We start from the raw sequence: 24624 nt of genomic DNA on the forward strand, positions 1-24624 counted from the left end.
TCTTGATGACGTCACCGAGTGGTCCGCCGCAGGGCGCCGGAGCGCACCCCGGCTCGGCCCCGGCGCAGGGTTACGCTCCCGCCCCGACCGGAACCCAGCCCCCCGCGCCGTCCGGACACAACGGCGGCCTCCAGGGTGAAGTGCACACGCTGGAACGGGCCATCTTCGAGGTCAAGCGGATCATCGTCGGTCAGGACCGGCTCGTCGAGCGGATGCTCGTCGGTCTGCTCGCCAAGGGTCACGTGCTGCTCGAGGGTGTCCCCGGCGTTGCCAAGACCCTCGCAGTGGAGACCTTCGCCAAGGTCGTCGGCGGCACCTTCGCCCGCATCCAGTTCACCCCCGACCTGGTGCCCACCGACATCGTCGGCACCCGGATCTACCGCGTCGGCAAAGAGGAGTTCGACATCGAACTCGGCCCCGTGGTGGTGAACTTCCTGCTGGCCGACGAGATCAACCGCGCACCCGCCAAGGTGCAGTCCGCCCTGCTCGAGGTGATGGCCGAGCGCAAGATCTCCATCGGCGGCAAGACGTTCCCGCTGCCCAACCCGTTCCTGGTGATGGCCACGCAGAACCCCATCGAGCAGGAGGGCGTCTACGCACTGCCCGAGGCCCAGCGCGACCGGTTCCTGTTCAAGCTGAACATCGACTACCCCACGCCGGAGGAGGAGCGCGAGATCATCTACCGGATGGGCGTGAAGCCCCCGGAGCCCAAGCAGATCCTCAACCCCGGTGACCTCATCCGGCTGCAGGACGTGGCCGCCAACACCTTCGTCCACCACGCGCTGGTCGACTACGTGGTGCGGATCGTCACCGCGACGCGTGAGCCGGAGAAGTTCGGCATGCCCGACGCCAAGGCCTGGATCGCCTACGGCGCTTCGCCGCGCGCCTCGCTCGGCATCATCGCCGCCTCCCGGGCGCTCGCGCTGATCCGCGGCCGCGACTACGTGGTCCCGCAGGACGTCGTCGAGGTCATCCCCGACGTGCTGCGGCACCGCCTCGTGCTGACCTACGACGCGCTCGCCGACGAGGTCTCCGCCGAGACGGTGATCAACCGCATCATGCAGACCGTGGCGCTGCCTCAGGTCAACGCCATTCCGCAGCAAGGCCATTCGGTGCCCTCTGCCGTACCCGCCGCAGCGGCCAGCGGTCGGTGACCGGCGACGAAGGCCGTTCGGTCGACCCGCCGTCCCTGCAGCGGGGCCAGATCCGCGACCCCGCGCTGTCGGCGGCGCTGCGCAAGCTCGAACTGACCGTCCGGCGCAAGCTCGACGGGGTGCTGCACGGCGACCACCTCGGATTGATCCCCGGACCCGGCTCGGAGCCGGGCGAATCGCGGATCTACCAGCCCGGCGACGACGTGCGGCGGATGGACTGGTCGGTGACCGCCCGCACCACCGCGCCGCACGTCCGGCAGATGATCGCCGACCGCGAGCTGGAGACCTGGCTGGTGGTGGACATGTCCGCCAGCCTCGACTTCGGCACGGCGCGGTGCGAGAAGCGCGATCTGGCCGTCGCCGCCGCGGCCGCCATCGCGTTCCTCAACAGCGGCGGCGGCAACCGGCTCGGCGCCGTCATCTCCAACGGAGACACCGTGCGCCGGGTGCCCGCCCTCTCGGGCCGCATCCACGAGCAGGAACTGCTGCGGGCGATCGCGACCACCCCGCGGGCACCGGTCGGTGTGCGCGGCGACCTGGCCGCCTCGATCGACGCGCTCCGCCGGCCCGAACGGCGCCGGGGGATGGCCGTCATCATCAGTGACTTCCTCGGCCCGATCGACTGGATGCGGCCGCTGCGGGCGATCGCGGGCCGCCACGAGGTGCTCGGCATCGAGGTGCTCGACCCGCGCGACGTCGAACTGCCCGAGGTGGGCGACGTGATCCTGCAGGACACCGAGACCGGCGTCACCCGCGAGTTCACCATCGACCATCAGCTGCGCAGCGATTTCGAGCAGGCCGCAGCGGCGCACCGCGCCGAGGTCGCCCGCACACTGCGGCGTTGCAACGCACCGCTGCTCACCCTGCGCACCGACCGGGACTGGATCGCCGACGTGGTCCGCTTCGTCGCGAACCGGCGACGTGGCGCGCTGGCGGGCCGCTAACCACGACGAAATGACAAGCCGTACATGACTTTGCCGCTTCTGGGTCCGATGACGCTCTCGGACTTCAAACACCCGTGGTTCTTCACGTTCCTGTTGGTGGTGCTCGGGCTCGTCGCGCTCTACATCATCGTGCAGGCGGCGCGGCAGAAGCGGGTCCTGCGGTTCGCCAACATGGAGCTGCTGGAGAGCGTGGCGCCCACGCGGCCCAACAGGTTTCGGCACCTGCCCGCGATCCTGTTGATCCTGTCGCTGACGCTGCTCACCGTCGCGATGGCCGGGCCCACCCAGGACGTCCGGATCCCGCGCAACCGCGCGGTGGTGATGCTGGTGATCGACGTCTCGCAGTCGATGCGCGCCACCGACGTGGCGCCCAGCAGGCTGGCGGCCGCGCAGGAGGCGTCCAAGCAGTTCGCCGACGAGCTCACCCCCGGGATCAACCTCGGCCTCATCGCCTACGCGGGCACCGCGACGGTGCTGGTGTCGCCGACCACCAACCGCGACGCCACCAAGAACGCGATCGACAAGCTGCAACTCGCCGACCGCACGGCGACCGGCGAGGGCATCTTCACCGCGCTGCAGGCCATCGCCACCGTCGGCGCCGTGATCGGCGGTGGTGACGAAGCGCCACCGGCCCGCGTCGTGCTGTTCTCCGACGGCAAGGAGACCGTGCCGTCGAATCCCGACAACCCCAAGGGCGCCTTCACCGCGGCGCGCACCGCCAAGGACCAGGGCGTCCCGATCTCCACGATCAGCTTCGGCACCCCCTACGGCTACGTCGAGATCAACGAGCAGCGCCAGCCGGTCCCGGTCGACGACGAGATGCTCGAGCGGATCGCCGACCTGTCCGGCGGGGAGGCCTACACCGCCTCGACGCTCGAACAGCTGCGCGAGGTCTACAGCAACCTGCAGCAGCAGATCGGCTACGAGACGATCAAGGGCGACGCCAGTGTCGGCTGGCTGCGCCTCGGCGCACTGCTGCTGGCCGTGGCGGCACTCGCGGCGCTGCTGATCAACCGCCGACTGCCGAGCTAGGCGTCGCGGTGCCTCCCCGTGACGACGCCTCCTGGCGATTTCTGGCTGGTGGCGGCGAGGCGTTAAGTTGGCCGTCATGACTGTGACCGACAATCCCGCGCGGGCCGGCGCCGAGACCGCCGGGGGCCGCCCGTCCTTCGTGTCGCGTTCGGTGCTGGTCACCGGCGGTAACCGGGGCATCGGACTGGCCATTGCGCAACGGCTGGCCGCCGACGGCCACAAGGTGGCGGTGACCCACCGCGGCTCCGGCGCCCCCGAGGGCCTGTTCGGCGTCGTCTGTGACGTCACCGACAACGAGGCCGTAGACCGCGCGTTCAAAGAGGTCGAGGAACACCAGGGCCCGGTCGAGGTGCTGGTGTCCAACGCAGGCATCTCCCAGGACGCGTTCCTGATGCGGATGACCGAGGAGCGCTTCGAGAACGTCATCAACGCCAACCTCACCGGCGCGTTCCGGGTGGCGCAGCGCGCGTCGCGCAGCATGCAGCGCAAACGGTTCGGCCGGATCATCTTCATCGGGTCGGTGTCCGGCATGTGGGGGATCGGCAACCAGGCCAACTACGCGGCGGCCAAGGCGGGCCTGATCGGGATGGCGCGCTCCATCTCGCGCGAGCTGTCCAAGGCCGGCGTCACCGCGAACGTGGTCGCGCCGGGCTACATCGACACCGAGATGACCCGGGCGCTGGACGAGCGGATCCAGGAGGGGGCGCTGCAGTTCATCCCCGCCAAGCGGGTCGGCACCGCCGAGGACGTCGCCGGGGCGGTCAGCTTCCTGGCGTCCGAGGATGCGGGATACATCGCCGGTGCGGTGATCCCGGTCGACGGCGGCATGGGCATGGGCCACTGAGCCACCGGCTCTCGCCGCCCACCACGAACCCTGAAAAGGAGTCAGCACAATGACAGGTCTGCTCGAAGGCAAGCGCATCCTCGTGACGGGGATCATCACCGACTCGTCCATCGCGTTCCACATCGCCAAGGTGGCGCAGGAGGCCGGCGCGGAGGTCGTCTGCACGGGCTTCAACCGCCTGCGGCTGATCGAGCGCATCCTCGATCGGCTGCCGGCCAAGCCGCCGCTGCTCGAACTCGACGTGCAGGACGAAAAGCACCTGGCGACGCTGGCCGACCGCGTCACCGAGGTCATCGGCGCCGGCAACAAGCTCGACGGGGTGGTGCACTCGATCGGCTTCATGCCGCAGACCGGCATGGGCATCAACCCCTTCTTCGACGCGCCCTACGACGACGTCGCCAAGGGCATCCACATCTCGGCCTACTCCTACGCCTCGCTCGCCAAAGCGGTGCTGCCGGTGATGAATTCCGGCGGCGGGATCGTGGGCATGGACTTCGACCCCACCCGCGCGATGCCCGCCTACAACTGGATGACGGTCGCCAAGAGCGCGTTGGAGTCGGTGAACCGGTTCGTCGCGCGTGAGGCGGGCCCCTTCGGGGTCCGGTCGAATCTCGTTGCCGCCGGACCGATCCGCACACTGGCGATGAGCGCCATTGTCGGCGGCGCCCTCGGTGACGAAGCCGGCGCCCAGATGCAGCTGCTCGAGGAGGGCTGGGATCAGCGGGCGCCGCTCGGCTGGAACATGAAAGACCCGACGCCCGTGGCGAAGACGGTTTGCGCGCTGCTGTCGGACTGGCTGCCCGCCACCACCGGCACCATCGTCTACGCCGACGGTGGCGCCAGCACCCAGCTGCTGTAGCCCGGGTGACACTGCGCGTGGATTTCGACGCCGTCCTGCTGTTGTCCTTCGGCGGTCCCGAAGGGCCGGAGCAGGTCCGGCCGTTCCTCGAGAACGTCACCCGGGGCCGTGGCATCCCGCCGGAGCGCCTCGACGCGGTCGCCGAGCACTACCAGCACTTCGGCGGCGTGTCGCCGATCAACGGCATCAACCGCAGGCTGATCGAGGTGTTGCGCACCGAACTGGCCGAGCGCGGCAATCCGCTGCCGGTCTACTTCGGGAACCGTAATTGGGAGCCCTACGTCGAGGACACCGTGACGGCCATGCGTGACAACGGAGTCCGCCGGGCCGCGGTGTTCACCACCTCCGCGTGGGGTGGGTACTCCAGCTGCACCCAGTACATCGAGGACGTCGCCCGCGGCCGGGCGGCCGCCGGTGCGCAGGCACCCGAGCTGGTGAAGCTGCGCCACTATTTCGACCACCCGCTGTTCGTGGAGATGTTCGCCGACGCGATCGGGGCTGCCGCCGCCTCGCTGCCCGCCGAACTGCGTGAGGGCGCCCGGCTGGTGTTCACCGCACACTCGATCCCGGTCGCCGCCGACGACCGGCACGGCCCGAACCTGTACAGCAGGCAGGTCGCGTACGCGGCACGGCTGGTGGCCGCGGCCGCGGGCCGCGACGCCGCGGACTACGACCTGGTCTGGCAGTCGCGCTCCGGACCGCCGCAGATCCCGTGGCTGGAGCCCGATGTCGGCGACCACCTGACGACGCTTGCCGCGGCGGGCACCAGGGCGGTGATCGTCTGCCCGATCGGCTTCGTCGCCGACCACATCGAGGTGGTGTGGGATCTCGACAACGAGCTACGCGAACAGGCCGACGAGGCAGGCATCGTGCTGGCACGCACGACGACGCCCAACGCCGACCGCCGATTCGCCCGGCTGGCCGCCGATCTCATCGACGAACTGCGCACCGGCGCCGAACCCGCCCGGCAGCCCGGACCGGACCCGGCGCCGGGCTGTGGTCACAGCGTCAACGGTGAGGTGTGCTCGGTGTCGCCGCGGTGTCAGGCGACGATCATCCCCACGCCGAGTAGAGGATCGCGGTGAGCGCGGCGACGCGCGCCCGCCGGACCACCTGACCCAACGGCCGAAGCGCGTCGCTGGCGATCTGCACCTCCGAGGACGTCTGCAAACCGATGGGCATCAGACCGGAGCTGACGGTGATGATCGCGTCGACGTGCGCGGCGTTCTCCAGCACCCGAAGTGCGCGCGGGGGAGCGTGGTCGGGCGCCCGGTGCACCCGTGAGGACTCCAGGACCTCCTCGACCAGTCCGCGCGGGTCGTCGACGTCGGCTCCGGCCGCGCCCGCACGCAGCGCGCCGAGCGCGTCGGCCGCCGAACGCACGGCCGAACGCAACGCGTATTCGGCCTCGCCGAGTTCGACGTATTCGGTACCGGGCGCGCCTGGCACCGAGTAGACCGTCCACGCCAGCGCGGTCGGTTCGGGATCGAAGTCCGAATCGTCGAAGCCCTCGTCGTATTCGAACTCCGGCACCAGCCCCACCACCGCGGTGGGATCGCCGGAATCGGTGACCAGCACCGCCTCACCGGAGGTGACGGCGTCGCGCTGGAACTGCGTGCCCGCGGGCAGCCCGCGCACGTCGCCGGGCACCGGCAGGGCGATGCCGAGGGCCGGGCCGGTGCGCGCCGGGCCTGCGGCGGTGCGCAGCGTCTGCAGCAGCGACACGGCGCCGGAATCGTTGAGGTCCGGCCACGGCAGGCCGGTCGCGCCCGCCGCGACCGAGTCGTAGGCGGTCACGGAATGCCTTGGCGCCCACAGCGATAGCGAGTCGAGGACATCGTCGGGCGCGGCGGCACCTGAGAGCCAGGCGTTGGCCCACGCCGCGAGCGTTGCACTGGGACACCACATGATGCTCGCAGTGTAATTGTTCAACGCTGTGTGGGTCGGTTCCGCGATAGGGTGACCGCGTGCCCCTTCCGTTGATCTGGGTGATCCTGGCACTCGTGCTGGCCGGGGCCGAGGCGCTGACCGGCGACCTGTTCCTGCTGATGCTTGCGGGCGGGGCACTCGCCGCCGCCGGCTCGAGCTGGCTGCTCGACTGGCCCATCTGGGCCGACGGCGCGGTGTTCCTGGTGGTTTCGGTGCTGCTGCTGGCCTCGGTGCGGCCGGCGCTGCGCCGCCGGCTGACGGCGGGCAAGGGGTTGCCCGAACCCGCGAAGGCGCTCGAGGGCAAGCAGGCGCTGGTGCTCGACCGGGTGGCACGCCACGAGGGCCAGGTGAAACTCGAGGGCGAAGTCTGGACGGCCCGCCCGTTGAACGACAACGATGTGTACGAGCCGGGCGACAACGTCACCGTCATGCACATCGACGGCGCCACCGCCGTCGTCTGGAAGAACCCCTGAGCAGGAGGGACCCGTCATGGATGGTGCCGTAGCCGGCCTCGTCTTTCTGATCGTGCTGGTCGTGTTCGCGGCGATCGTCGTCGCCAAGTCGGTGGCGCTGATACCCCAGGCGGAGGCGGCGGTGATCGAACGGCTCGGTCGCTACAGCAAGACCGTGTCCGGTCAGCTCACGCTGCTCATCCCGTTCATCGACAAGATCCGCGCGCGGGTGGACCTGCGCGAGCGCGTCGTGTCCTTCCCGCCGCAGCCGGTGATCACCGAGGACAACCTGACGGTCAACATCGACACCGTCGTGTACTTCCAGGTGACCAATCCACAGGCCGCGGTCTACCAGATCAGCAACTACATCGTCGGCGTCGAGCAGCTGACCACCACGACGCTGCGCAACGTGGTCGGCGGCATGACGCTGGAGCAGACGCTCACCTCACGCGACAAGATCAACGGACAGCTGCGCGGAGTGCTGGACGAGGCGACCGGCCGCTGGGGCCTGCGCGTCGCCCGGGTCGAGCTGCGGTCCATCGACCCGCCGCCGTCCATCCAGGACTCGATGGAGAAGCAGATGCGCGCCGACCGGGAGAAGCGCGCGATGATTCTGACCGCCGAGGGCAGCCGCGCGGCGGCGATCATGCAGGCCGAGGGCCAGAAGCAGGCGCAGATCCTCGCCGCCGAGGGCGCCAAGCAGGCCGCCGTGCTCGCGGCCGAGGCCGACCGGCAGTCGCGGATGCTGCGCGCCCAGGGTGAACGGGCCGCCCAGTACCTGGTCGCCCAGGGCCAGGCGAAGGCGATCGAGAAGACGTTCGCCGCCATCAAGGCCGGCAGGCCCACCCCCGAGATGCTGGCTTACCAGTACCTGCAGACGCTGCCGCAGATGGCCAAGGGCGAGGCGAACAAGGTGTGGCTGGTGCCCAGCGATTTCGGCACGGCGCTGCAGGGCTTCACCAAGATGCTCGGCGCGCCGGGAGAGGACGGCGTCTTCCGCTATCAGCCGTCGCCGGTGGAGGAGAACCTGCCCAAGCCCGAGGACGACACGGACGAGGTCGCGGAGTGGTTCACCACCCAGACCGACCCCGAGATCGTGCGGGCCGTGGCGAAGGCCGAGGCCGAGGCCCGCACACCCGTGCAGTCCGCTGTTCCGTCGGCGCCGCCGGAGCCCGAGCCGATGCAGTACCCGCCGCTGTCCCAGCAGCAGCAGGACTCGCTGCCGCCGACGTTCGGCCGGCACGCCGGTAGCCCGGAGTGATCGCCGACACGCTGACCGCGCCGCGTACCTACGTGGCCCTCGCCGCCTTCCAGGCCGGCGACGCGGTGGCGTGTGGCATCCCGTTGCCACCGATCGCGAAGGCGCTCGACAGCTACGGCGTGCCGGATCGGATCCGGTGGGTGTTGCCGACCGCCAAGGCCGCATCGGTGGTGGGGTTGCTCTCCGCGCCCCGCTACCCCTGGCTGGCCCGGCTGACCAGCGCGATGCTGGCGGTCTACTTCGTCCTCGCGGTCGGGGCGCACCTGCGGATCAAGGACAAGGCGGTCAACACGCTGCCCGCGGCGGCGTTCCTGGTGCTGCACACCGTGATGGCCGTGCGCGGTCCGCGACGGGTCGACGACCGCCGCTGAGTATCAGCGCGGGACGGGGGTGGCCGCGACGTCCGCCTCGTGTGCGGCCGCGTCGTCGGCGGAGGGCGTGCGGCGGTGCTGGCGCACCTCGTAGAACAGCCCGACAATCCCGACGCCCGCCGTCACCGCCGAGATCACCACGAGCAGGGGATCGACCCGGCCGGTGAGCGCGTCGCCGAGGATCACCACCGCGGCGGTGCCGGGCAGCAGTCCGACCAGCGTCGCCCACGTGTAGGGCCACACCCGGACCGTGGAGGCGCCCGCGGCGTAGTTGAGCACCGAGAACGGCACTGCCGGGATCATCCGCATCGACATCACCACCGGCCAGCCGCGCAGCCGCAGCCGGGCGTCCAGCGCGTCGACGCGCGGATGCGGGAACAGCCGGTTGAGCTGCAGGCCCGCCGCGCGCACCAGCAGCAGGGCGATCAATGCGCTGGCGGTGCTGGCCACCACGGCCAGCGTGATGCCCAGCGCTGGACCGAAGAGCAGGCCGGCGGCGAGGGTGAACGCCGTGCGGGGGAACGGAAGGACCGTGAGCACGATGTGGGCGGTCAGGAAGGCCAGCGGGAACCACGGTCCGACGGAGGTGGCCCAGTCCCTCAGCTGCAGCGCGGTCGGCAACGGGACGACCAGCGCCGCTGCGACGAGAATCACACTCCCCAGCACGACCGCCAGGAAGCGGCGCGGTGGTACCTGTGCGGCGGTCGCGATCAGCGCCGCGCGCAGCCGGCGCACGGTGCTGACGACGGTGTTCACGGTTTTCCAGCCTACGGGCACGCACCGACGGCCGGCGCTCGGCGCGCCTGTCGAACCGGCCGACCGGGGCGCATCACCGTGACGGCGATCATTTAGCCTGATGGACGGGTGGAAGCTCACACGCTGCGACAACAGGAGATGCCGGTGTCCGTGCAGGGGTCGAGTGCGGTCGAAGCCGACCGCGAGCAGTGGCGCACCGCGGTCGCCGGGGTGCTGGCCAAGAGCACCCGCCGCGATCCCGCCGACCTGCCCGCCGAACCGGAACGGCTGCTCGATTCGCCCACCTATGAGGACTTCGTCATCCGCGCGCTCTACACCGGCGCCGATGCACTGCCCGAACATCCGCTGCCCGGGCGGTGGCCGTTCGTCCGTGGCGCCGATGCGCGACGCGACGTCAAGGCGGGCTGGCGGGTCGCCGAGACGTTCCCCGCCGCGCCCGCCGCGGTCGGCGAGGTCAACGGGTCCGTGCTGGTGGCCCTCACCGAAGGGGTCAGCGCGCTGGCACTGCGGATCGGCGGCCCCGACGGCATCGCCGCGGACGAGCTGGACCGGCTGCTCGACGGCGTCTTCCTCGACCTGGTCCCGGTGATCCTCGATGCCGGTGCGGACTTCGCCGCGGCCGCCGCGGCCGTCCTGCCGCTGCTCGCCGGCCTCGACGCCGACCAGCGCGGCCGGTTGTCGGTCGACCTGGGCGCCGATCCACTGACCGCGGCCCTGAGCCTGCGGCCGTCGCCCGAGGTGGCCGACGTGCTCGCCACGGCGGCGGGCCTCGCGGAGTTCGACGGTGGCGTCCGCGCGATCACCGTCGACGGTCCCGCGCTGCACAACCTGGGCGCCAACGCGTCCTGGGAACTCGCCGGTGCGGTCGCCGCCGGTGTCGACTATCTGCGGCTGCTCGGCGACGCGGGTGTCGCGGCCCCGGACGCCGTGGCGCAGATCAGCTTCCGCTACGCCGCCGACGACGACCAGTTCATGACGATCGCCAAGCTGCGCGCCGCGCGCCGGCTGTGGGCCCGGGTCGCGGAGGTGGTGGGCGCGCCGGACGCCGGTGACGCGACCGTGCACGTGGTCACCTCGCTGCCGATGATGACCCGCCGCGACCCGTGGGTGAACATGCTGCGCACCACGCTGGCGGCCTTCTCGGCCGGGGTGGGCGGCGCGGACACGGTGCTCGTGCAGCCCTTCGACGTCGCGATCCCGGAAGGATTCCCCGGCACGTCGCGCACGTTCGCCCGGCGGATCGCCCGCAACACCCAGCTGCTGCTGCTCGAGGAGTCGCATCTGGGCCGCGTGCTCGACCCCGCAGGCGGATCGTGGTTCGTCGAAGACCTGACCGAACAGCTGGCCGAACAGGCGTGGCGGCACTTCCAGGAGATCGAGGCCCGCGGTGGTTTCGCCGCCGCCCGCGACGTCGTCACCGCCGGGATCGGTGAGGTCGCGGCCCGCCGCGAGGACGACATCGCGCACCGGCGCACCGCGGTCACCGGCGTCAACGAGTATCCGAACCTCGCCGAACCACCGCTGCCGCAGGGGGATTCGTTCGCGGCCGTGGCCCCCTACGCCGCGGGCTTCGAAAAGCTGCGCGATCGGTCCGACGCCTTCCTCGACCGCACCGGTGCGCGGCCGAAGGTGCTGCTGCTGCCGATCGGGCCGCTGGCCGAACACAACATCCGCGCCACGTTCGCGGTCAACCTGCTGGCCTCCGGCGGCATCGAGGCCGTCAACCCGGGCCCGCTGGACGCCGCCGGGGTGGCCCAGGCCGTCGTCGATGCGGGTGCGCCGGACGTCGCGGTGATCTGCGGCACCGACAGCCGGTACGCCGCGGAGGCGGCAGGCGTGGTGAGCGCCGCCCGCGATGCGGGAATCTCCCGGGTGTACCTGGCGGGGCCGGAGAAGGCCGTCGCGGAGGCGGACCCGAGACCCGACGACTTCCTCACCGCGAAAATCGATGCGGTCGGCGCACTGTCGGACCTGCTCGGCAGATTGGGGGCCTGAAGATGACTGCGACCACGAACGTCGGCAAGGGTATCGGCAGCTTCGAGGACGTGCCGCTGCGCGGTGAGCGCAGCGGCGAGGAGCCCACCGTCGCGGCGGTCGAGCAGCACGTCGACGCGGCCGCCGCCGCGCACGGCTACACCCCGGAGCAACTGGACTGGCTCACCCCGGAGGGCATCGAGGTCAAGCCGGTTTACATCGCCGCCGACCGCGACGAGGCCGTCGCCGCGGGCTATCCGCTCGACTCGTTCCCCGGCGCCGCGCCGTTCGTCCGCGGCCCGTATCCGACGATGTACGTCAACCAGCCGTGGACGATCCGTCAGTACGCCGGCTTCTCCACCGCCGCGGAGTCCAACGCGTTCTACCGGCGCAACCTGGCCGCCGGCCAGAAGGGCCTGTCGGTGGCCTTCGATCTGGCCACCCACCGCGGTTACGACTCCGACCACCCGCGCGTGCAGGGTGACGTCGGAATGGCCGGCGTCGCCATCGATTCCATCCTCGACATGCGCCAGCTGTTCGACGGCATCGACCTGTCACAGGTCTCGGTGTCGATGACGATGAACGGCGCGGTGCTGCCGATCCTGGCGCTGTACGTCGCCGCCGCGGAGGAGCAGGGGGTGCCGCCGGAGAAGCTGGCGGGCACCATCCAGAACGACATCCTCAAAGAGTTCATGGTCCGCAACACCTACATCTATCCGCCCAAGGCGTCGATGCGGATCATCTCCGACATCTTCGGCTACACCAGCACCAGGATGCCGAAGTACAACTCGATCTCGATCTCCGGCTATCACATCCAGGAGGCCGGCGCGACAGCCGATCTCGAGCTCGCGTACACGCTCGCCGACGGGGTGGAGTACATCAAGGCCGGGCTGGACGCCGGGTTGTCGATCGACAAGTTCGCGCCCCGGCTGTCCTTCTTCTGGGGCATCGGCATGAACTTCTTCATGGAGGTCGCCAAGCTGCGGGCCGGCCGGCTGCTGTGGAGCGAGCTCGTCTCGCAGTTCGAGCCGCGCAACGAGAAGTCGCTGTCGCTGCGCACGCATTCGCAGACCTCCGGCTGGTCGTTGACCGCACAGGACGCGTTCAACAACGTCGCCCGCACCTGCATCGAGGCGATGGCCGCGACGCAGGGCCACACCCAGTCGCTGCACACCAACGCGCTCGACGAGGCGCTCGCGCTGCCCACCGACTTCTCGGCGCGCATCGCCCGCAACACCCAGCTGGTGCTGCAGCAGGAGTCCGGCACCACCCGCCCGATCGACCCGTGGGGCGGCTCGTACTACGTCGAGTGGCTGACGCATCAGCTCGCCGAGAAGGCCCGCGCGCACATTCGTGAGGTGGCCGAGCACGGCGGCATGGCCCAGGCAATCGATGACGGCATCCCGAAACTGCGCATCGAGGAGGCCGCCGCCCGCACGCAGGCCCGCATCGACTCGGGGGCGCAGCCGGTGATCGGGGTGAACAAGTACCAGGTCGAAGAGGACCACGAGATCGAGGTGCTCAAGGTCGAGAACAGCCGGGTGCGTGCCGAGCAGCTGGCCAAACTCGAACAGCTGCGAGCCGACCGGGATCCGGCGGCGGTCGAGGCGGCGCTGGCCGACCTGACCCGGGCCGCCGGTGAGCACGCGCCTGGCGGCGGGGAGGACGGCTTGGGCAACAACCTGTTGGCGCTGGCGATCAACGCCGCGCGCGCCAAGGCCACCGTCGGCGAGATCTCCGACGCACTGGAGAAGGTGTACGGCCGCCACCAGGCCGAGATCCGGACGATCTCCGGGGTCTACCGTGACGAGGTCTCGGGAGGAGGCGGAAACATCAGCCCCTATTCCTCTGCCACCGAGTTGGTGGAGAAGTTCGCCGACGCCGACGGCCGCCGGCCGCGCATCCTGGTCGCCAAGATGGGCCAGGACGGCCACGACCGCGGGCAGAAGGTGATCGCGACCGCCTTCGCCGACATCGGGTTCGACGTGGACGTCGGCTCGCTGTTCTCGACGCCCGACGAGGTGGCGCGCCAGGCCGCCGACAACGACGTGCACGTCGTCGGCGTGTCCTCGCTGGCCGCGGGGCACCTGACCCTGGTGCCCGCGCTGCGCGACGCGCTGGCCGAGGTGGGCCGCCCGGACATCATGATCGTGGTGGGCGGCGTCATCCCGCCCGGTGACTTCGACGAGCTGTACGCGGCGGGCGCGACCGCGATCTTCCCGCCCGGCACCGTCATCGCCGACGCGGCCATCGGCCTGCTGCAGAAGCTGGCCGAGCGGCTGGGTTACGAACTCGGCTAGGGCCGGACACCATCGGCTCGATGAGCACCAGCCCGCAGGACCTCGCGCATGCCGTCCGCAGCGGTGACCGGTCAGCGCTCGCGCGGGCCATCACTCTGGTCGAGTCGACGCGCCCCGACCACCGCGAGCGGGCGCAGGAACTCCTGCTGGAGCTGATGCCGGAGGCCGGAAACGCCCTTCACGTCGGGATCACCGGCGTTCCCGGGGTGGGGAAGTCGACCACCATCGAGGCGCTCGGCATGCACCTCATCGAGCAGGGACACCGCGTCGCGGTGCTGGCCGTCGATCCCTCGTCCACCCGTACCGGCGGCTCGATCCTCGGCGACAAGACGCGGATGGCGAAGCTGGCCGTGCACCCCGAGGCCTACATCCGGCCGTCACCCACGTCGGGCACGCTCGGCGGGGTCGCGAAGGCGACCCGCGAGACGATCGTGCTGCTCGAGGCGGCCGGATTCGACGTCATCCTGGTGGAGACCGTCGGGGTGGGCCAGTCGGAGGTGACGGTCGCCAACATGGTGGACACCTTCGTGTTCCTCACCCTGGCCCGCACCGGCGATCAGCTCCAGGGCATCAAGAAGGGCGTGCTCGAACTCGCCGACGTCGTGGTGGTCAACAAGGCCGACGGTGAGCACGCCGTCGAGGCCAAGGCCGCCGCGCGCGAGCTCGCCGGTGCGATCCGGCTGATCTATCCCCGCGAAACACTCTGGCGCCCACCGGTTCTCACGACGAGCGCACTGACCGGCGCCGGCCTGACCGAGCTGTGGGACACGGTGCTCGAGCACCGCAGGGTGCTCACCGAGGCCGGCGAGTTCGAGGCGAGGCGCCGCACCCAGCAGGTCGAGTGGACCTGGGCGATGGTGCGCGACACCGTGCTCGACCGCGTGCTGTCCCACCCGGACGTGAAGGCGGGCCGCCGGGAACTCGAACGCCGGGTACGCGACGGTGAGCTCACCCCGGCGCTGGCGGCGCAGCAGATCCTCGACGCCGCCGGCTGGGGAGGGCAGGAATCCTCCGCCGGTTAACGACTCGGTAACGCCTGGTTTATTTGCCGGGGTTGCGAGTAAATTCACATCTGTGACGGACGTACCGAAACGGGACCGCAACGCAGCGCTCCCGCACGGCGTACAGGGTGCGGCGGACCGGAATTTCGCCTGCACCCTGCGCGGTTTCTCCCAGCTGTTCCCGGGACGGCGGTTCGGCGGTGGGGCGCTGTCCATCTACCTGCACGGCGAGCCGGTCGTCGACGTGTGGACCGGGTACTCCGACCGCCGCGGCACCCAGTACTGGACGGCCGACACCGGCGCCATGGTGTTCTCCGCGACCAAGGGCATGGCGTCGACGGTGATCCACCGGCTCGCCGACCGTGGCCTGATCGACTACGACATGCCCGTCGCCGAGTACTGGCCCGACTTCGGCGCCAACGGCAAGGCCCACATCACGGTGCGGGACGTGATGCGCCACCGGGCCGGGCTGTCACAGCTCAACGGCGTCGGCAGGGTCGATCTGCTCGACCATCTCGCGATGGAGCAACGGATGGCCGACGCTCCTGTCAACCGGTTGCTGTACGGGCATTCCGCCTATCACGCCCTGACCTACGGGTGGCTGATGTCGGGCCTGGCCCGTGCGGTCACCGGGCAGGGCATGCGTGACCTCATCCGCACCGAGCTGGCGCAACCGCTCGGCACCGAGGGGCTGCACCTGGGCCGCCCGCCTGCCGAGTCGCCCACCCGGGTGGCGCAGATCCTGGTGCCGCAGAACCGGATCGCCAACCCGGTGTTCAACTTCGTCGCCCCCAAGGTGGCCAGGCTGCAGTTCTCCGGTGGATTCGGGTCGATGTACTTCCCGGGCATGAAGGCCGTGGTGCAGGGGGACATCCCGTTCCTCGATGCGGAGATCCCGGCCGCCAACGGCGTCGCCACCGCCCGCGGTCTGGCCAGGATGTACGGCGCCATCGCCAACGGCGGGTCGATCGACGGCACCCGGTTCCTGTCCACCGAGACCACGGCGGCGCTGACCGGCGAGCCCGATCTGCGTCCGGACCGCAACATCATGGTGCCGCTGGCTTTCCATCTGGGCTACCACTCGCTGCCGTTCGGGGTGATGCGCGGCTTCGGCCACGTCGGTCTCGGTGGATCGCTCGGATGGGCCGATCCCGAGAGCGGTCTGGCGATCGGATACGTGCACAACCGTCTGCTGACGCCGATGCTGCTGGACATGGGTTCGTTCGCCGGCCTCAACGTGCTGATCCGCCGTGACGCGGCGCGCGCACGCCGGCGCGGCTACCAGACGGTGCCGGATTTCGGTTCGTCGTTCGCCGTGGCCGAGACGGCCACCGGCTAGATCTCGAGCGCCCCGCCGGTCAGCGGTCGGCGCGGGCGAACCACTTGGTCCTGATGCGCCAGGAGTGTGCCGAGGCCAACGCGAAGCCGGCGCCGCACACGCAGGCGAAGATCCACACGAGCGTGCCGCCCTCGACTGCCTGCAGGCTGGGCACGAAAGCGGTGGTGATGCGGACGACGCACGCGATGATGCCGCTGGCCGAGGCCGCCAGGTACACGTTGGCGATCCGGCGCGACCGCGGATCCTTTCGCAGGATCAGCAGCGCCCGGGATCCGTAACCCAGCAGGTAGATCAGGGTGCCGCAGAGCAGCAGCCAGTACACGCTGAGCCAGAGGTCGGTGGGGACGTCGAAGAAGTCGGGCCGGTAGATGGCGGCGCCGTTGCCGAGGGAGAACGTGGCCAGCAGCAGGGGGATGCACAGCGTGGCGGGCCGCTCCACGTACTGCTTGAACGACACCTGCATCGCGTGATCGTCGGCGAGGCGGCCCAGCGCGTTGTAGACGATCGCCGAGGCGGCCACGATGTAGCAGTCGTGACCGATGTAGTCCTCGAGGTTCCACTTACCGGTCAGCGCATAGAGCCAGTGCCCGACGGTCTCGGAGGCGAACGGCGACATCAGGAACACCGCCATGCCCTGGAGCGCGATGTTGAGGGTGGCCGCAACCTCCCACCGGCAGCCCCACGTCACACGGCGGATCCACAGGCTCCACGCGATACACAGGAGTGTGATCGCGATCAGCGTTGCGAGGGCCATGAAACCGCTTTCCGGGCTGGGGATCGTCCAGCAAATTGTACGGCTTAGAGCGGCGGTGCGTCCGGACGCGGCGCCATTTCCGACAATTTCGCCGGCCGGGCCTCCGTCCTGGTCGCCTCGGTTACCGCCGTCGCCACCGAGAACGGAGCGGACTCGATGTAGCTCCACACCTCTTGGCGGCTCATCAGCCCGAACCGAATCTGCAGGTCGGGATAGCTGAGCGCGAACCTGTCGGAGACTCTCCGCAGCTCCTCGGCATCGGGGTAGTCCTGCTCTTTGATGCGCCGGTAGTACGTGCTGCTCGAGATGCCGAGCGCGTCGTAGATGTCCTTGGCCTCGACGTCGCCGTCGAGCAGGTAGTCGAGCAACGCCTTCAGCTGTCTGCCGTTCTCGTCTGTCCGGGGCACCCACCCACCTTAGCGGCAGTTCCCGACATTGGGCAGTGGCAACCAGTGACAGAAAGGTATTGCCTTTATTGACAGGGCCGTCACAGTTTTGGCACGGGTCTCCCATATCTGGGACACGGGGCGTAGCGTGGTCTCCATGGTCGCCCCATATCTCGCCCATTCCGGCAACTACGCGACGGATTCGGTGGACCCCGCCCACATCCGGCTACGGATCGCGGACCGGGATGCGCCAGGCAGTCCGATCGCCAACACCCGGCTGGCGATGCCGCTGACCGACATGCTGACCATGGAACTCGACGGTGCGGCCGGCAGCCTCGGCCTCGCGGCCGACGAGATCCTGCTCGCCGCGCTGGGCCGGACCATCGCCCGCACCATCGGTCACGGCGTGCTCGCCGTCGACGTCGCTCGCAACGGGCGGGCCGTCCTGCACCCGGTGGAGCTGACCTGTGCCACCGAGCGCCAGGTGAGCGCTGACGACGCCATCGGTGCGGTGCACCGGACCCTCGCGACGATGCCGCACCGCACTTTCAGGCACGGCATCCTGCACTACTTCGGGTCGGCGCACCCCGCGTCCGAGGTCTTCTTCAACGATCTCGGCGAGCGGTCGCAGGCGCCGTCGGGTCAGCCGGTCATGGGGCACGCGCTGGAACTGCGGCTGTACCGCACGGCTGACGGGGTCCAGCTGGAGTGGTGGTACGACAGCAGCCGGTTCGACCGGGTGACGGTGCTCGAACTCACCGAGCAGTTCCCGTTCGCGCTCATCGAGCTGACCTCGGAAGCCACCGCCGCGGCCTGACGCTAGAATCTCCTTCATCGGCACGGATCCGGACATCACCGGGGAGCCTCCGGAAGAACGGTCCCGGCACACGCGCGGGGCCAAGTAGAACCGGACGGGTTGGCCCGTCACAGCCAGCGAAGAGCGGCGCACCGCGAGGCGCGCAAGCGGGGTGGTACCGCGGCGCTCGCGCACCAGCGCGACGTCGTCCCCGTGCCTGAACGTGGCACAGGAGACTACGCAGTGACCGCCTATCCGAAGCCTGCCGGTGGCGCGCCGAATTTCCCGGCGCTCGAAGCCGACGTCCTGGACTACTGGGACCGCGACGACACGTTCCGGGCCAGCATCGCCCAGCGGGACGGCGCCCCGGAATACGTCTTCTACGACGGCCCCCCGTTCGCCAACGGGCTCCCGCATTACGGCCACCTGCTGACCGGATACGTCAAGGACATCGTGCCGCGGTACCGGACGATGCAGGGCTACCAGGTCGAGCGCCGGTTCGGCTGGGACACCCACGGTCTGCCCGCCGAGCTCGAGGTGCAGCGCCAGCTCGGCATCACCGACAAGGCGCAGATCGAGGCGATGGGCATCGAGAAGTTCAACGACGCCTGCCGGGCGTCGGTACTCAAGTACACCGACGAGTGGCGCGACTACGTCACCCGCCAGGCCCGCTGGGTGGACTTCGACAACGACTACAAGACCCTCGACATCGGCTTCATGGAGTCGGTGATCTGGGCCTTCAAACAACTGTGGGACAAGGGCCTCGCCTACGAGGGCAACCGCGTCCTGCCGTACTGCTGGAACGACGAGACCCCGCTGTCCAGCCACGAGCTGCGCATGGACGACGACGTCTACCAGAGCAGGCAGGACCCGGCGCTGACGGTCGGATTCCGGCTGAGCGGAGGCGAATTCGCCGACGCCCACCTGCTGGTCTGGACGACGACACCGTGGACGTTGCCGTCCAACCAGGCCGTCGCGGTGAACCCCGACGTCACCTACGCGCACATCCGGTCCGCGGACGGCCGGCGTTTCGTGCTGGCCGAGGCCCGGCTGGGCGCCTACGCCCGCGAGTTCGGCGACGAGCCCGAGATCCTCGGAACCTGCACCGGGCGAGACCTTCTCGGCACCGGCTACCTGCCGCCGTTCCCGTACTTCGCCGACGCCGCGGGCTCCTTCGTGGTGCTGCCGGGCGACTTCGTCAGCACCGACGACGGCACCGGCGTCGTCCACATGGCCCCGGCCTACGGTGAGGACGACATGGCGACCTGCCAGGCGGCCGGCATCGTCGCCGTCACCCCGGTCGACGCGAAGGGCCGCTTCGACGCCACCGTGCCCGACTACGCCGGACAGCACGTCTTCGATGCCAACCCGCAGATCATCCGGGACCTCAAGAACGGCAGCGGCTCCGCCGGCGTCAACGGCGCCGTGCTGCTGCGGCACGAGACCTACGACCACTCGTATCCGCACTGCTGGCGGTGCCGCAACCCGCTGATCTACCGCGCCGTGTCGTCGTGGTTCATCAAGGTCAGCGCATTCCGGGACCGGATGGTGGAACTCAACCAGGAGATCACCTGGTACCCCGAGCACGTCCGCGACGGTCAGTTCGGCAAGTGGCTGCAGGGCGCGCGGGACTGGTCGATCTCGCGGAACCGTTACTGGGGCACCCCGATCCCGGTGTGGACGTCGGACGATCCGGCGTACCCGCGGGTCGACGTCTACGGCAGCCTCGACGAGCTCGAACGCGACTTCGGGGTGCGGCCGGACAACCTGCACCGGCCCTACATCGACGCGCTGACCCGGCCGAATCCCGACGACCCGACCGGGCGCTCGACGATGCGGCGCATCGAGGACGTGCTCGACGTGTGGTTCGACTCGGGGTCGATGCCGTATGCGCAGGTGCACTATCCGTTCGAGAACCAGAAGTGGTTCGACGGCGTCAGCGGAGCCGACGGACACGGCGGCGCCGATGCGCACTTCCCGGGCGACTTCATCGTCGAGTACATCGGCCAGACCCGCGGGTGGTTCTACACGCTGCACGTGCTGGCCACCGCGCTGTTCGACCGCCCGGCGTTCAAGACCTGTGTGGCTCACGGCATCGTGCTCGGCAACGACGGGCAGAAGATGAGCAAGTCGCTGCGCAACTATCCCGACGTCACCGAGGTGTTCGACCGCGACGGCTCCGACGCGATGCGGTGGTTCCTGATGGCGTCGCCGATCCTGCGGGGCGGCAACCTGATCGTCACCGAACAGGGCATCCGCGAAGGGGTCCGGCAGGTGCTGCTGCCGCTGTGGAACGCGTACACGTTCCTGGCGCTCTACGCACCCCAGCGGGGCAGCTGGCGCACCGACTCGCCGCACGTGCTGGACCGCTACATCCTGGCCAAGCTGGCGCAGCTGCGCGACGACCTCACCCAATCGCTCGACACCTGCGACATCTCGGTCGCGTGCGACCAACTGCGGCAGTTCACCGAGGCGCTGACCAACTGGTACGTGCGGCGCTCCCGGTCGCGGTTCTGGGAGGAGGACGCCGACGCGATCGACACCCTGCACACCGTGCTGGAGGTCACCGGCCGCCTGGCCGCGCCGCTGCTGCCGCTGATCACCGAGGTGATCTGGCGGGGGGTGACCGACGGGCGGTCGGTGCACCTCGCCGACTGGCCGTCGGCCGACGATCTGCCGCGCGACCCCGACCTGGTGGCCGCCATGGACCAGGTCCGCGAGGTGTGCTCGACCGCGTCGGCGCTGCGCAAGGCCAACAAGCTGCGGGTGCGGCTCCCGCTGCCGAAACTGACTGTGGCCGTTGCTGATCCGGCGGCGCTGGTGCCGTTCACCGATCTGATCGCCGACGAGCTGAACGTCAAGGCCGTGCAGTTGAGCGACGACATCGCCGCGTACGGGCGGTTCGAGTTGACCGTCAATGCGCGCGTTGCCGGCCCCCGCATCGGTAAAGAGGTGCAGGCCGCGATCAAGGCGGTGAAGGCCGGTCAGGGCGTGGTGAATCCGGACGGCACGCTGACGGCGGGACCCGCGGTGCTGCAGCCCGGTGAATTCAGCTCCCGGCTGGTGGCCGCCGACGCGGAGTGGACCGCGGCGCTCGCCGACGGCTCCGGGCTGGTGGTGCTCGACGGCACCGTCACCCCGGAACTGGAGGCCGAGGGATGGGCCAAGGACCGCATCCGCGAACTCCAGGAGCTGCGCAAGTCGACCGGACTCGACGTGTCCGACCGGGTCTCGGTGGTGATGTCGGTGCCCGCCGGGCAGGCCGAGTGGGCGCACACGCACCGCGAGCTGATCGCGCGCGAGATCCTGGCCACCAGCTTCGACTTCGGCGACGTGGTGGACGGCGCCGAGATCGGCGACGGTGTGCGGGTCGCGCTCACCAAGGCGTGATCCGCGGCGCTCAGCCGCGGACGACGCGGGCGGACTCGGTGCCGATCGACACCGTGTCGCCGGGGTGCAGCTGGCGGCCGCGACGCACCTCGACCTCGCCGTTGACGCTCACCAGCCCGTCGGCGATCGCCGCCTTCGCATCCGAACCGGAGTCCAGCAGCGAGGCCAGTTTCAGGAACTGGCCGAGCCGGATCGACTCGTCGACGATGGGCACCTCGTGCATGCACGTCAGGCTAGCGCCCTAGCATCGGCGGGTGTGGGCGCGCGGTGGGTCCTGCACCTGGACATGGACGCGTTCTTCGCGTCGGTCGAGCAGCTGACCCGGCCGACGCTGAAGGGCCGGCCGGTGCTGGTCGGTGGGCTCGGCGGGCGGGGCGTGGTGGCCGGCGCCAGCTACGAGGCCCGTGTGCACGGCGCGCGTTCGGCCATGCCGATGCACCAGGCGCGCCGGCTCGTCGGTGCCCCCGCGGTCGTCCTGCCGCCGCGCGGGGTGGTCTACGGCGTCGCCAGCCGCCGGGTGTTCGACGTCGTCCGCGCGGTCGTGCCCGTGCTCGAGCAACTCTCCTTCGACGAGGCCTTCGCCGAGCCCGCCGAGCTCGTCGGCGCTGCCACCGCAGAGGTGAGCGCCTATTGCGAGGCACTGCGGGCACGGGTGCGCGACGAGACCGGTCTGGTCGCCTCGGTGGGGGCGGGGTCCGGCAAGCAGGTCGCCAAGATCGCCTCCGAGCTGGCCAAGCCCGACGGGGTGCGGGTGGTCGGCCCGGACGAGGAGCGTTCGCTTCTCGACGGTCTGCCGGTGCGGCGGCTGTGGGGCATCGGACCGGTGGCCGACGAGCGGCTGCACCGCCTGGGCATCGGGACCATCGGCCAGCTCGCGGCGCTGTCGGACGCCGAGGTGGCCAACGTGCTCGGCGGCACCGTCGGCCCGGCGCTGCACCGGCTGGCCCGGGGCATCGACGACCGGCCGGTCGCCGAGCGCGCCGAGGCCAAGCAGATCAGCGCCGAATCGACCTTCCCGGCCGACCTCATCACCCTGGACCAGCTGCGGGAAGCCGCCGGACCGATCGGCGAGCACGCCCACCGGCGGCTGGAGAAGGACGGCCGGGGAGCGCGCACGGTCACCGTGAAGCTGAAGAAGTCCGACATGAGCACGCTGACCCGCTCGGCCACCCTGCCCTATGCCACGGCCGACGCCGCGACACTGATCGCGATGGCACGCCGGTTGCTGCTCGACCCGGTGGAGATCGGGCCGATACGCCTTGTCGGCGTGGCGTTCTCGGGTCTGACCGAGGTGCGCCAGGAGTCGCTGTTCCCCGATCTCGACCTCGTCGCCGACGACGGCGGCGCACCGGTGGCCGCGGTACCGGTGCCGCCGTCGGTGAGCGACGCCGCGTCGACCGCGCCGGCCTGGCGGGTCGGGGACGACGTGGCACACCCCGAACACGGGCACGGCTGGATCCAGGGCGCCGGGCACGGCGTCATGACGGTGCGCTTCGAGACCCGCAGCACCGGGCCCGGTATCGCCCGCACCTTCCCCGACCCGGCGCCGGAGGTGGTGCGCGCCAATCCGGTGGACAGCCTCGACTGGCCGGACTACATCGACGGGTTGGCGGCCTACCAGAACTCGCTGTAGACGGCCGACAGGATGAATCCGTGCTGCCCGTAGGTCGTGCACGTGACCGTGCCCTGGTGGCCGACCGCGCAGCCGGCACCCCAGTTCTCCAGCCGGTGGCCCTCGGGGAGCACGTCGACGTCGCGGGTGAACGTCGCGGCGTCCGAGTGGCGATACTCGGCCGGGCCCCAGCTGTTGACCACTGTCTGGTTCATGCCCTCAGGGGCGTCGACGGGCACTGCGTCGCAGCCGACCGGGCCGCCGTTCGGGCCGATTCCGCAGGACCGGCCGTCCGGTGTCCTGAAGAACACCCAGTAGAAGTCGGTGGGCGAGGTGTAACGGCCCTGGGCCAGGGGATAGGTGGCCGTCTCAGCGACGCCGGGCGGCGGCTGGGCGTGCGACGCCGGCGCCAGCGCTGCGGCCAGCACGACCAGACCCGATGCGGCCCCGAAACCACGCCACCTCATGGCACCAGCGTGTCATCCCCAGCGGTCGAGGACGTCGGCAACCGGTGAACCGGCGGCCAGCGCGGCCATCACCAGGACGCGCGCCTGCGACGGGCGCACCCGCGCCACCGGCACCGCGCCCGCGTCGACCAGCGCACGGCCGGGCCCGTAGCCGGGGCTGACCCGCCCGCCCGGCACCCGGGTGGACACCGCCACGGTCAGCCCGGCCGCGCAGAGCCGCCGCACCTCGTCGACCACCGCCCGGCCTGCGTTCCCTGCGCCGAGCGCCTCGAGCACGATCGCCTGCGCACCCGCGTGTGCGCACGCCGCCATCGCCACTCCGTCGCTGCCGGGATACACCGCGACGATGTCGACCCGTGGGGCGCCTGCGCCCGTCACCGCACCCAGATACGGCCTGGTTTTCTCCGCGGTGCGGACGAACTCGCCGCCGGTGACCGCACCCACCGCCCGCCCGGCGAATCCCCGCAGGTCGCCGGTCGCCACCTTCTGCAGGCCGAGCGGCTGCCACACCGCGCCCGCGAAGCTCAGCACCACCCCGAGGTCGCGGGCATCCGGGTGGGCCGCCACGGCCAGCGCATCGCGGAGGTTGGCCGGACCGTCGGCGTCGGGCGCGTCGGCACTGCGCTGCGCACCGGTCAGCACCACGGGAACCGTTCCGTCATAGGTGATCTCGAGCCACAGCGCCGTCTCCTCCATGGTGTCGGTGCCGTGGGTGACGACGATCCCGGAGGCACCGGCACCGGCGCCGACGGCGTCGCCGACCGCCGACCGGATGGTGTCCCAGTCCGCCGGGGTCAGCTCGGAGCTGTCCAGCGAGAGCGCGTCGACCCAGCGCACGTCCGGGCCATCGGCGGTGCCGAGGCCGCCCAGCAGGTCGGCACCGCTGCGGGTCGGTCGGCGGACACCGGCGTCGTCGACGCTGGTAGCGATGGTTCCACCGGTGGTGATCACGACGAGGCTCACGTGCGGAATTCTTCCCCATCCGCCGGTTTGGGATGATGGT

Annotated in this window: 23 protein-coding genes; 16 read left to right on the forward strand and 7 right to left on the reverse strand. The window is 70.4% G+C overall.

The window, feature by feature from the left end:
* Nucleotides 1–5: 5 nt before the first annotated feature.
* From AB0K11_RS18890 to AB0K11_RS18915, 6 genes are all read left to right on the forward strand, one after another.
* Nucleotides 6–1154 (forward strand): MoxR family ATPase, encoded by a 1149-nt coding sequence (locus tag AB0K11_RS18890; RefSeq protein ID WP_364979881.1) that lies wholly within the window; start codon nt 6–8, stop codon nt 1152–1154.
* Nucleotides 1151–2098, forward strand: coding sequence for a DUF58 domain-containing protein (locus AB0K11_RS18895; RefSeq protein WP_364979884.1), 948 nt, complete (start codon nt 1151–1153; stop codon nt 2096–2098). The genes AB0K11_RS18890 and AB0K11_RS18895 overlap by 4 nt, the downstream gene beginning before the upstream one ends.
* 24 nt (nt 2099–2122) lie before the next feature.
* Nucleotides 2123–3130 (forward strand): VWA domain-containing protein, encoded by a 1008-nt coding sequence (locus tag AB0K11_RS18900; protein WP_364979887.1) that lies wholly within the window; start codon nt 2123–2125, stop codon nt 3128–3130.
* Between the two features lie 76 nt (nt 3131–3206).
* The gene (gene fabG1 / locus AB0K11_RS18905) at nt 3207–3974 is read left to right on the forward strand and encodes a 3-oxoacyl-ACP reductase FabG1 (protein WP_364979890.1); all 768 of its coding nucleotides are present in this window, start codon (nt 3207–3209) and stop codon (nt 3972–3974) included.
* Nucleotides 3975–4023: 49 nt separating this feature from the next.
* The gene (gene inhA, locus AB0K11_RS18910) at nt 4024–4833 is read left to right on the forward strand and encodes an NADH-dependent enoyl-ACP reductase InhA (protein ID WP_364979893.1); all 810 of its coding nucleotides are present in this window, start codon (nt 4024–4026) and stop codon (nt 4831–4833) included.
* A gap of 17 nt (nt 4834–4850) precedes the next feature.
* Nucleotides 4851–5918 (forward strand): ferrochelatase, encoded by a 1068-nt coding sequence (locus AB0K11_RS18915; RefSeq protein WP_364980499.1) that lies wholly within the window; start codon nt 4851–4853, stop codon nt 5916–5918.
* Here AB0K11_RS18915 and AB0K11_RS18920 read toward each other — a convergent pair.
* Nucleotides 5887–6741 carry a hypothetical protein gene (locus tag AB0K11_RS18920; protein ID WP_364979896.1) on the reverse strand — a complete coding sequence of 285 codons (855 nt, stop codon included), beginning with the start codon at nt 6739–6741 and terminating at the stop codon, nt 5887–5889. The genes AB0K11_RS18915 and AB0K11_RS18920 overlap by 32 nt on opposite strands.
* Nucleotides 6742–6800: 59 nt before the next feature.
* Between AB0K11_RS18920 and AB0K11_RS18925 the strand changes: the two genes are divergently transcribed.
* From AB0K11_RS18925 to AB0K11_RS18935, 3 genes are read left to right on the forward strand one after another with little or no spacing between them, the layout of a single operon-like run.
* On the forward strand, nt 6801–7235 hold the full coding sequence (locus AB0K11_RS18925) for an NfeD family protein (protein WP_364979899.1): 435 nt from the start codon (nt 6801–6803) through the stop codon (nt 7233–7235).
* 16 nt (nt 7236–7251) lie between these two features.
* Complete coding sequence (locus AB0K11_RS18930; protein ID WP_364979902.1) at nt 7252–8475, forward strand: SPFH domain-containing protein; 1224 nt, start codon at nt 7252–7254, stop codon at nt 8473–8475.
* Between the two features lie 11 nt (nt 8476–8486).
* Nucleotides 8487–8846 (forward strand): DoxX family protein, encoded by a 360-nt coding sequence (locus tag AB0K11_RS18935; RefSeq protein ID WP_364980502.1) that lies wholly within the window; start codon nt 8487–8489, stop codon nt 8844–8846.
* A 3-nt stretch (nt 8847–8849) separates the two neighbouring features.
* Here the strand turns inward: AB0K11_RS18935 and AB0K11_RS18940 are convergent, their stop codons facing one another.
* Nucleotides 8850–9602 carry a TVP38/TMEM64 family protein gene (locus tag AB0K11_RS18940; RefSeq protein WP_364979905.1) on the reverse strand — a complete coding sequence of 251 codons (753 nt, stop codon included), beginning with the start codon at nt 9600–9602 and terminating at the stop codon, nt 8850–8852.
* 138 nt (nt 9603–9740) lie between these two features.
* Between AB0K11_RS18940 and mutA the strand changes: the two genes are divergently transcribed.
* The 4 genes from mutA to AB0K11_RS18960 are packed head-to-tail and all read left to right on the forward strand — an operon-like array spanning nt 9741 to nt 16216.
* On the forward strand, nt 9741–11597 hold the full coding sequence (gene mutA, locus AB0K11_RS18945) for a methylmalonyl-CoA mutase small subunit (RefSeq protein ID WP_364980505.1): 1857 nt from the start codon (nt 9741–9743) through the stop codon (nt 11595–11597).
* A gap of 2 nt (nt 11598–11599) precedes the next feature.
* On the forward strand, nt 11600–13876 hold the full coding sequence (gene scpA, locus AB0K11_RS18950; RefSeq protein WP_364979907.1) for a methylmalonyl-CoA mutase: 2277 nt from the start codon (nt 11600–11602) through the stop codon (nt 13874–13876).
* Between the two features lie 20 nt (nt 13877–13896).
* A complete protein-coding gene (meaB, locus tag AB0K11_RS18955; RefSeq protein WP_364979910.1) occupies nt 13897–14898 on the forward strand; it encodes a methylmalonyl Co-A mutase-associated GTPase MeaB in 1002 nt (333 codons plus the stop codon).
* Between the two features lie 52 nt (nt 14899–14950).
* Nucleotides 14951–16216: a serine hydrolase domain-containing protein gene (locus AB0K11_RS18960; protein ID WP_364979913.1), complete on the forward strand. Its 1266-nt coding sequence runs from the start codon at nt 14951–14953 to the stop codon at nt 16214–16216.
* A gap of 19 nt (nt 16217–16235) precedes the next feature.
* Here AB0K11_RS18960 and AB0K11_RS18965 read toward each other — a convergent pair whose 3' ends face one another.
* Nucleotides 16236–16970 (reverse strand): hypothetical protein, encoded by a 735-nt coding sequence (locus AB0K11_RS18965; RefSeq protein WP_364979916.1) that lies wholly within the window; start codon nt 16968–16970, stop codon nt 16236–16238.
* A gap of 44 nt (nt 16971–17014) precedes the next feature.
* Entirely contained in the window at nt 17015–17377 is a 363-nt protein-coding gene (locus AB0K11_RS18970) for an XRE family transcriptional regulator (RefSeq protein WP_364979919.1), read from the reverse strand.
* A gap of 136 nt (nt 17378–17513) precedes the next feature.
* Here AB0K11_RS18970 and AB0K11_RS18975 point away from each other — a divergent pair, with 136 nt between their 5' ends.
* Nucleotides 17514–18173, forward strand: coding sequence for a hypothetical protein (locus AB0K11_RS18975; RefSeq protein WP_364979922.1), 660 nt, complete (start codon nt 17514–17516; stop codon nt 18171–18173).
* A gap of 222 nt (nt 18174–18395) precedes the next feature.
* Nucleotides 18396–21542 carry an isoleucine--tRNA ligase gene (gene ileS, locus AB0K11_RS18980; RefSeq protein WP_364979925.1) on the forward strand — a complete coding sequence of 1049 codons (3147 nt, stop codon included), beginning with the start codon at nt 18396–18398 and terminating at the stop codon, nt 21540–21542.
* Nucleotides 21543–21552: 10 nt separating this feature from the next.
* Here the strand turns inward: ileS and AB0K11_RS18985 are convergent, their stop codons facing one another.
* Complete coding sequence (locus tag AB0K11_RS18985) at nt 21553–21765, reverse strand: RNA-binding S4 domain-containing protein (protein WP_364979928.1); 213 nt, start codon at nt 21763–21765, stop codon at nt 21553–21555.
* Between the two features lie 33 nt (nt 21766–21798).
* Between AB0K11_RS18985 and AB0K11_RS18990 the strand changes: the two genes are divergently transcribed.
* Complete coding sequence (locus tag AB0K11_RS18990; protein ID WP_364979931.1) at nt 21799–23175, forward strand: DNA polymerase IV; 1377 nt, start codon at nt 21799–21801, stop codon at nt 23173–23175.
* On the opposite strand, the gene AB0K11_RS18995 is transcribed toward AB0K11_RS18990, so the two are convergent.
* Entirely contained in the window at nt 23157–23621 is a 465-nt protein-coding gene (locus AB0K11_RS18995; RefSeq protein ID WP_364979934.1) for a hypothetical protein, read from the reverse strand. The two genes, AB0K11_RS18990 and AB0K11_RS18995, sit on opposite strands and share 19 nt — an antisense overlap.
* A 12-nt stretch (nt 23622–23633) precedes the next feature.
* On the reverse strand, nt 23634–24584 hold the full coding sequence (locus tag AB0K11_RS19000) for an asparaginase (protein WP_364979937.1): 951 nt from the start codon (nt 24582–24584) through the stop codon (nt 23634–23636).
* Nucleotides 24585–24624: the final 40 nt, after the last annotated feature.

The organism is Mycobacterium sp. NPDC050551 (assembly GCF_040674075.1).
Lineage (GTDB): Bacteria > Actinomycetota > Actinomycetes > Mycobacteriales > Mycobacteriaceae > Mycobacterium.

What these genes read in the sequence shown, in the direction of transcription:
- AB0K11_RS18995 (WP_364979934.1), bottom strand. Translation starts at nt 23,621, where the DNA reads ATGAGGTGGCGTGGTTTCGGGGCCGCATCGGGTCTGGTCGTGCTGGCC.
- scpA (WP_364979907.1), top strand. Translation starts at nt 11,600, where the DNA reads ATGACTGCGACCACGAACGTCGGCAAGGGTATCGGCAGCTTCGAGGAC.
- fabG1 (WP_364979890.1), top strand. Translation starts at nt 3,207, where the DNA reads ATGACTGTGACCGACAATCCCGCGCGGGCCGGCGCCGAGACCGCCGGG.
- AB0K11_RS18890 (WP_364979881.1), top strand. Translation starts at nt 6, where the DNA reads ATGACGTCACCGAGTGGTCCGCCGCAGGGCGCCGGAGCGCACCCCGGC.
- AB0K11_RS18975 (WP_364979922.1), top strand. Translation starts at nt 17,514, where the DNA reads ATGGTCGCCCCATATCTCGCCCATTCCGGCAACTACGCGACGGATTCG.
- AB0K11_RS18930 (WP_364979902.1), top strand. Translation starts at nt 7,252, where the DNA reads ATGGATGGTGCCGTAGCCGGCCTCGTCTTTCTGATCGTGCTGGTCGTG.
- inhA (WP_364979893.1), top strand. Translation starts at nt 4,024, where the DNA reads ATGACAGGTCTGCTCGAAGGCAAGCGCATCCTCGTGACGGGGATCATC.
- AB0K11_RS18985 (WP_364979928.1), bottom strand. Translation starts at nt 21,765, where the DNA reads ATGCACGAGGTGCCCATCGTCGACGAGTCGATCCGGCTCGGCCAGTTC.
- AB0K11_RS18965 (WP_364979916.1), bottom strand. Translation starts at nt 16,970, where the DNA reads ATGGCCCTCGCAACGCTGATCGCGATCACACTCCTGTGTATCGCGTGG.
- mutA (WP_364980505.1), top strand. Translation starts at nt 9,741, where the DNA reads ATGCCGGTGTCCGTGCAGGGGTCGAGTGCGGTCGAAGCCGACCGCGAG.
- AB0K11_RS18920 (WP_364979896.1), bottom strand. Translation starts at nt 6,741, where the DNA reads ATGTGGTGTCCCAGTGCAACGCTCGCGGCGTGGGCCAACGCCTGGCTC.
- meaB (WP_364979910.1), top strand. Translation starts at nt 13,897, where the DNA reads ATGAGCACCAGCCCGCAGGACCTCGCGCATGCCGTCCGCAGCGGTGAC.
- AB0K11_RS18900 (WP_364979887.1), top strand. Translation starts at nt 2,123, where the DNA reads ATGACTTTGCCGCTTCTGGGTCCGATGACGCTCTCGGACTTCAAACAC.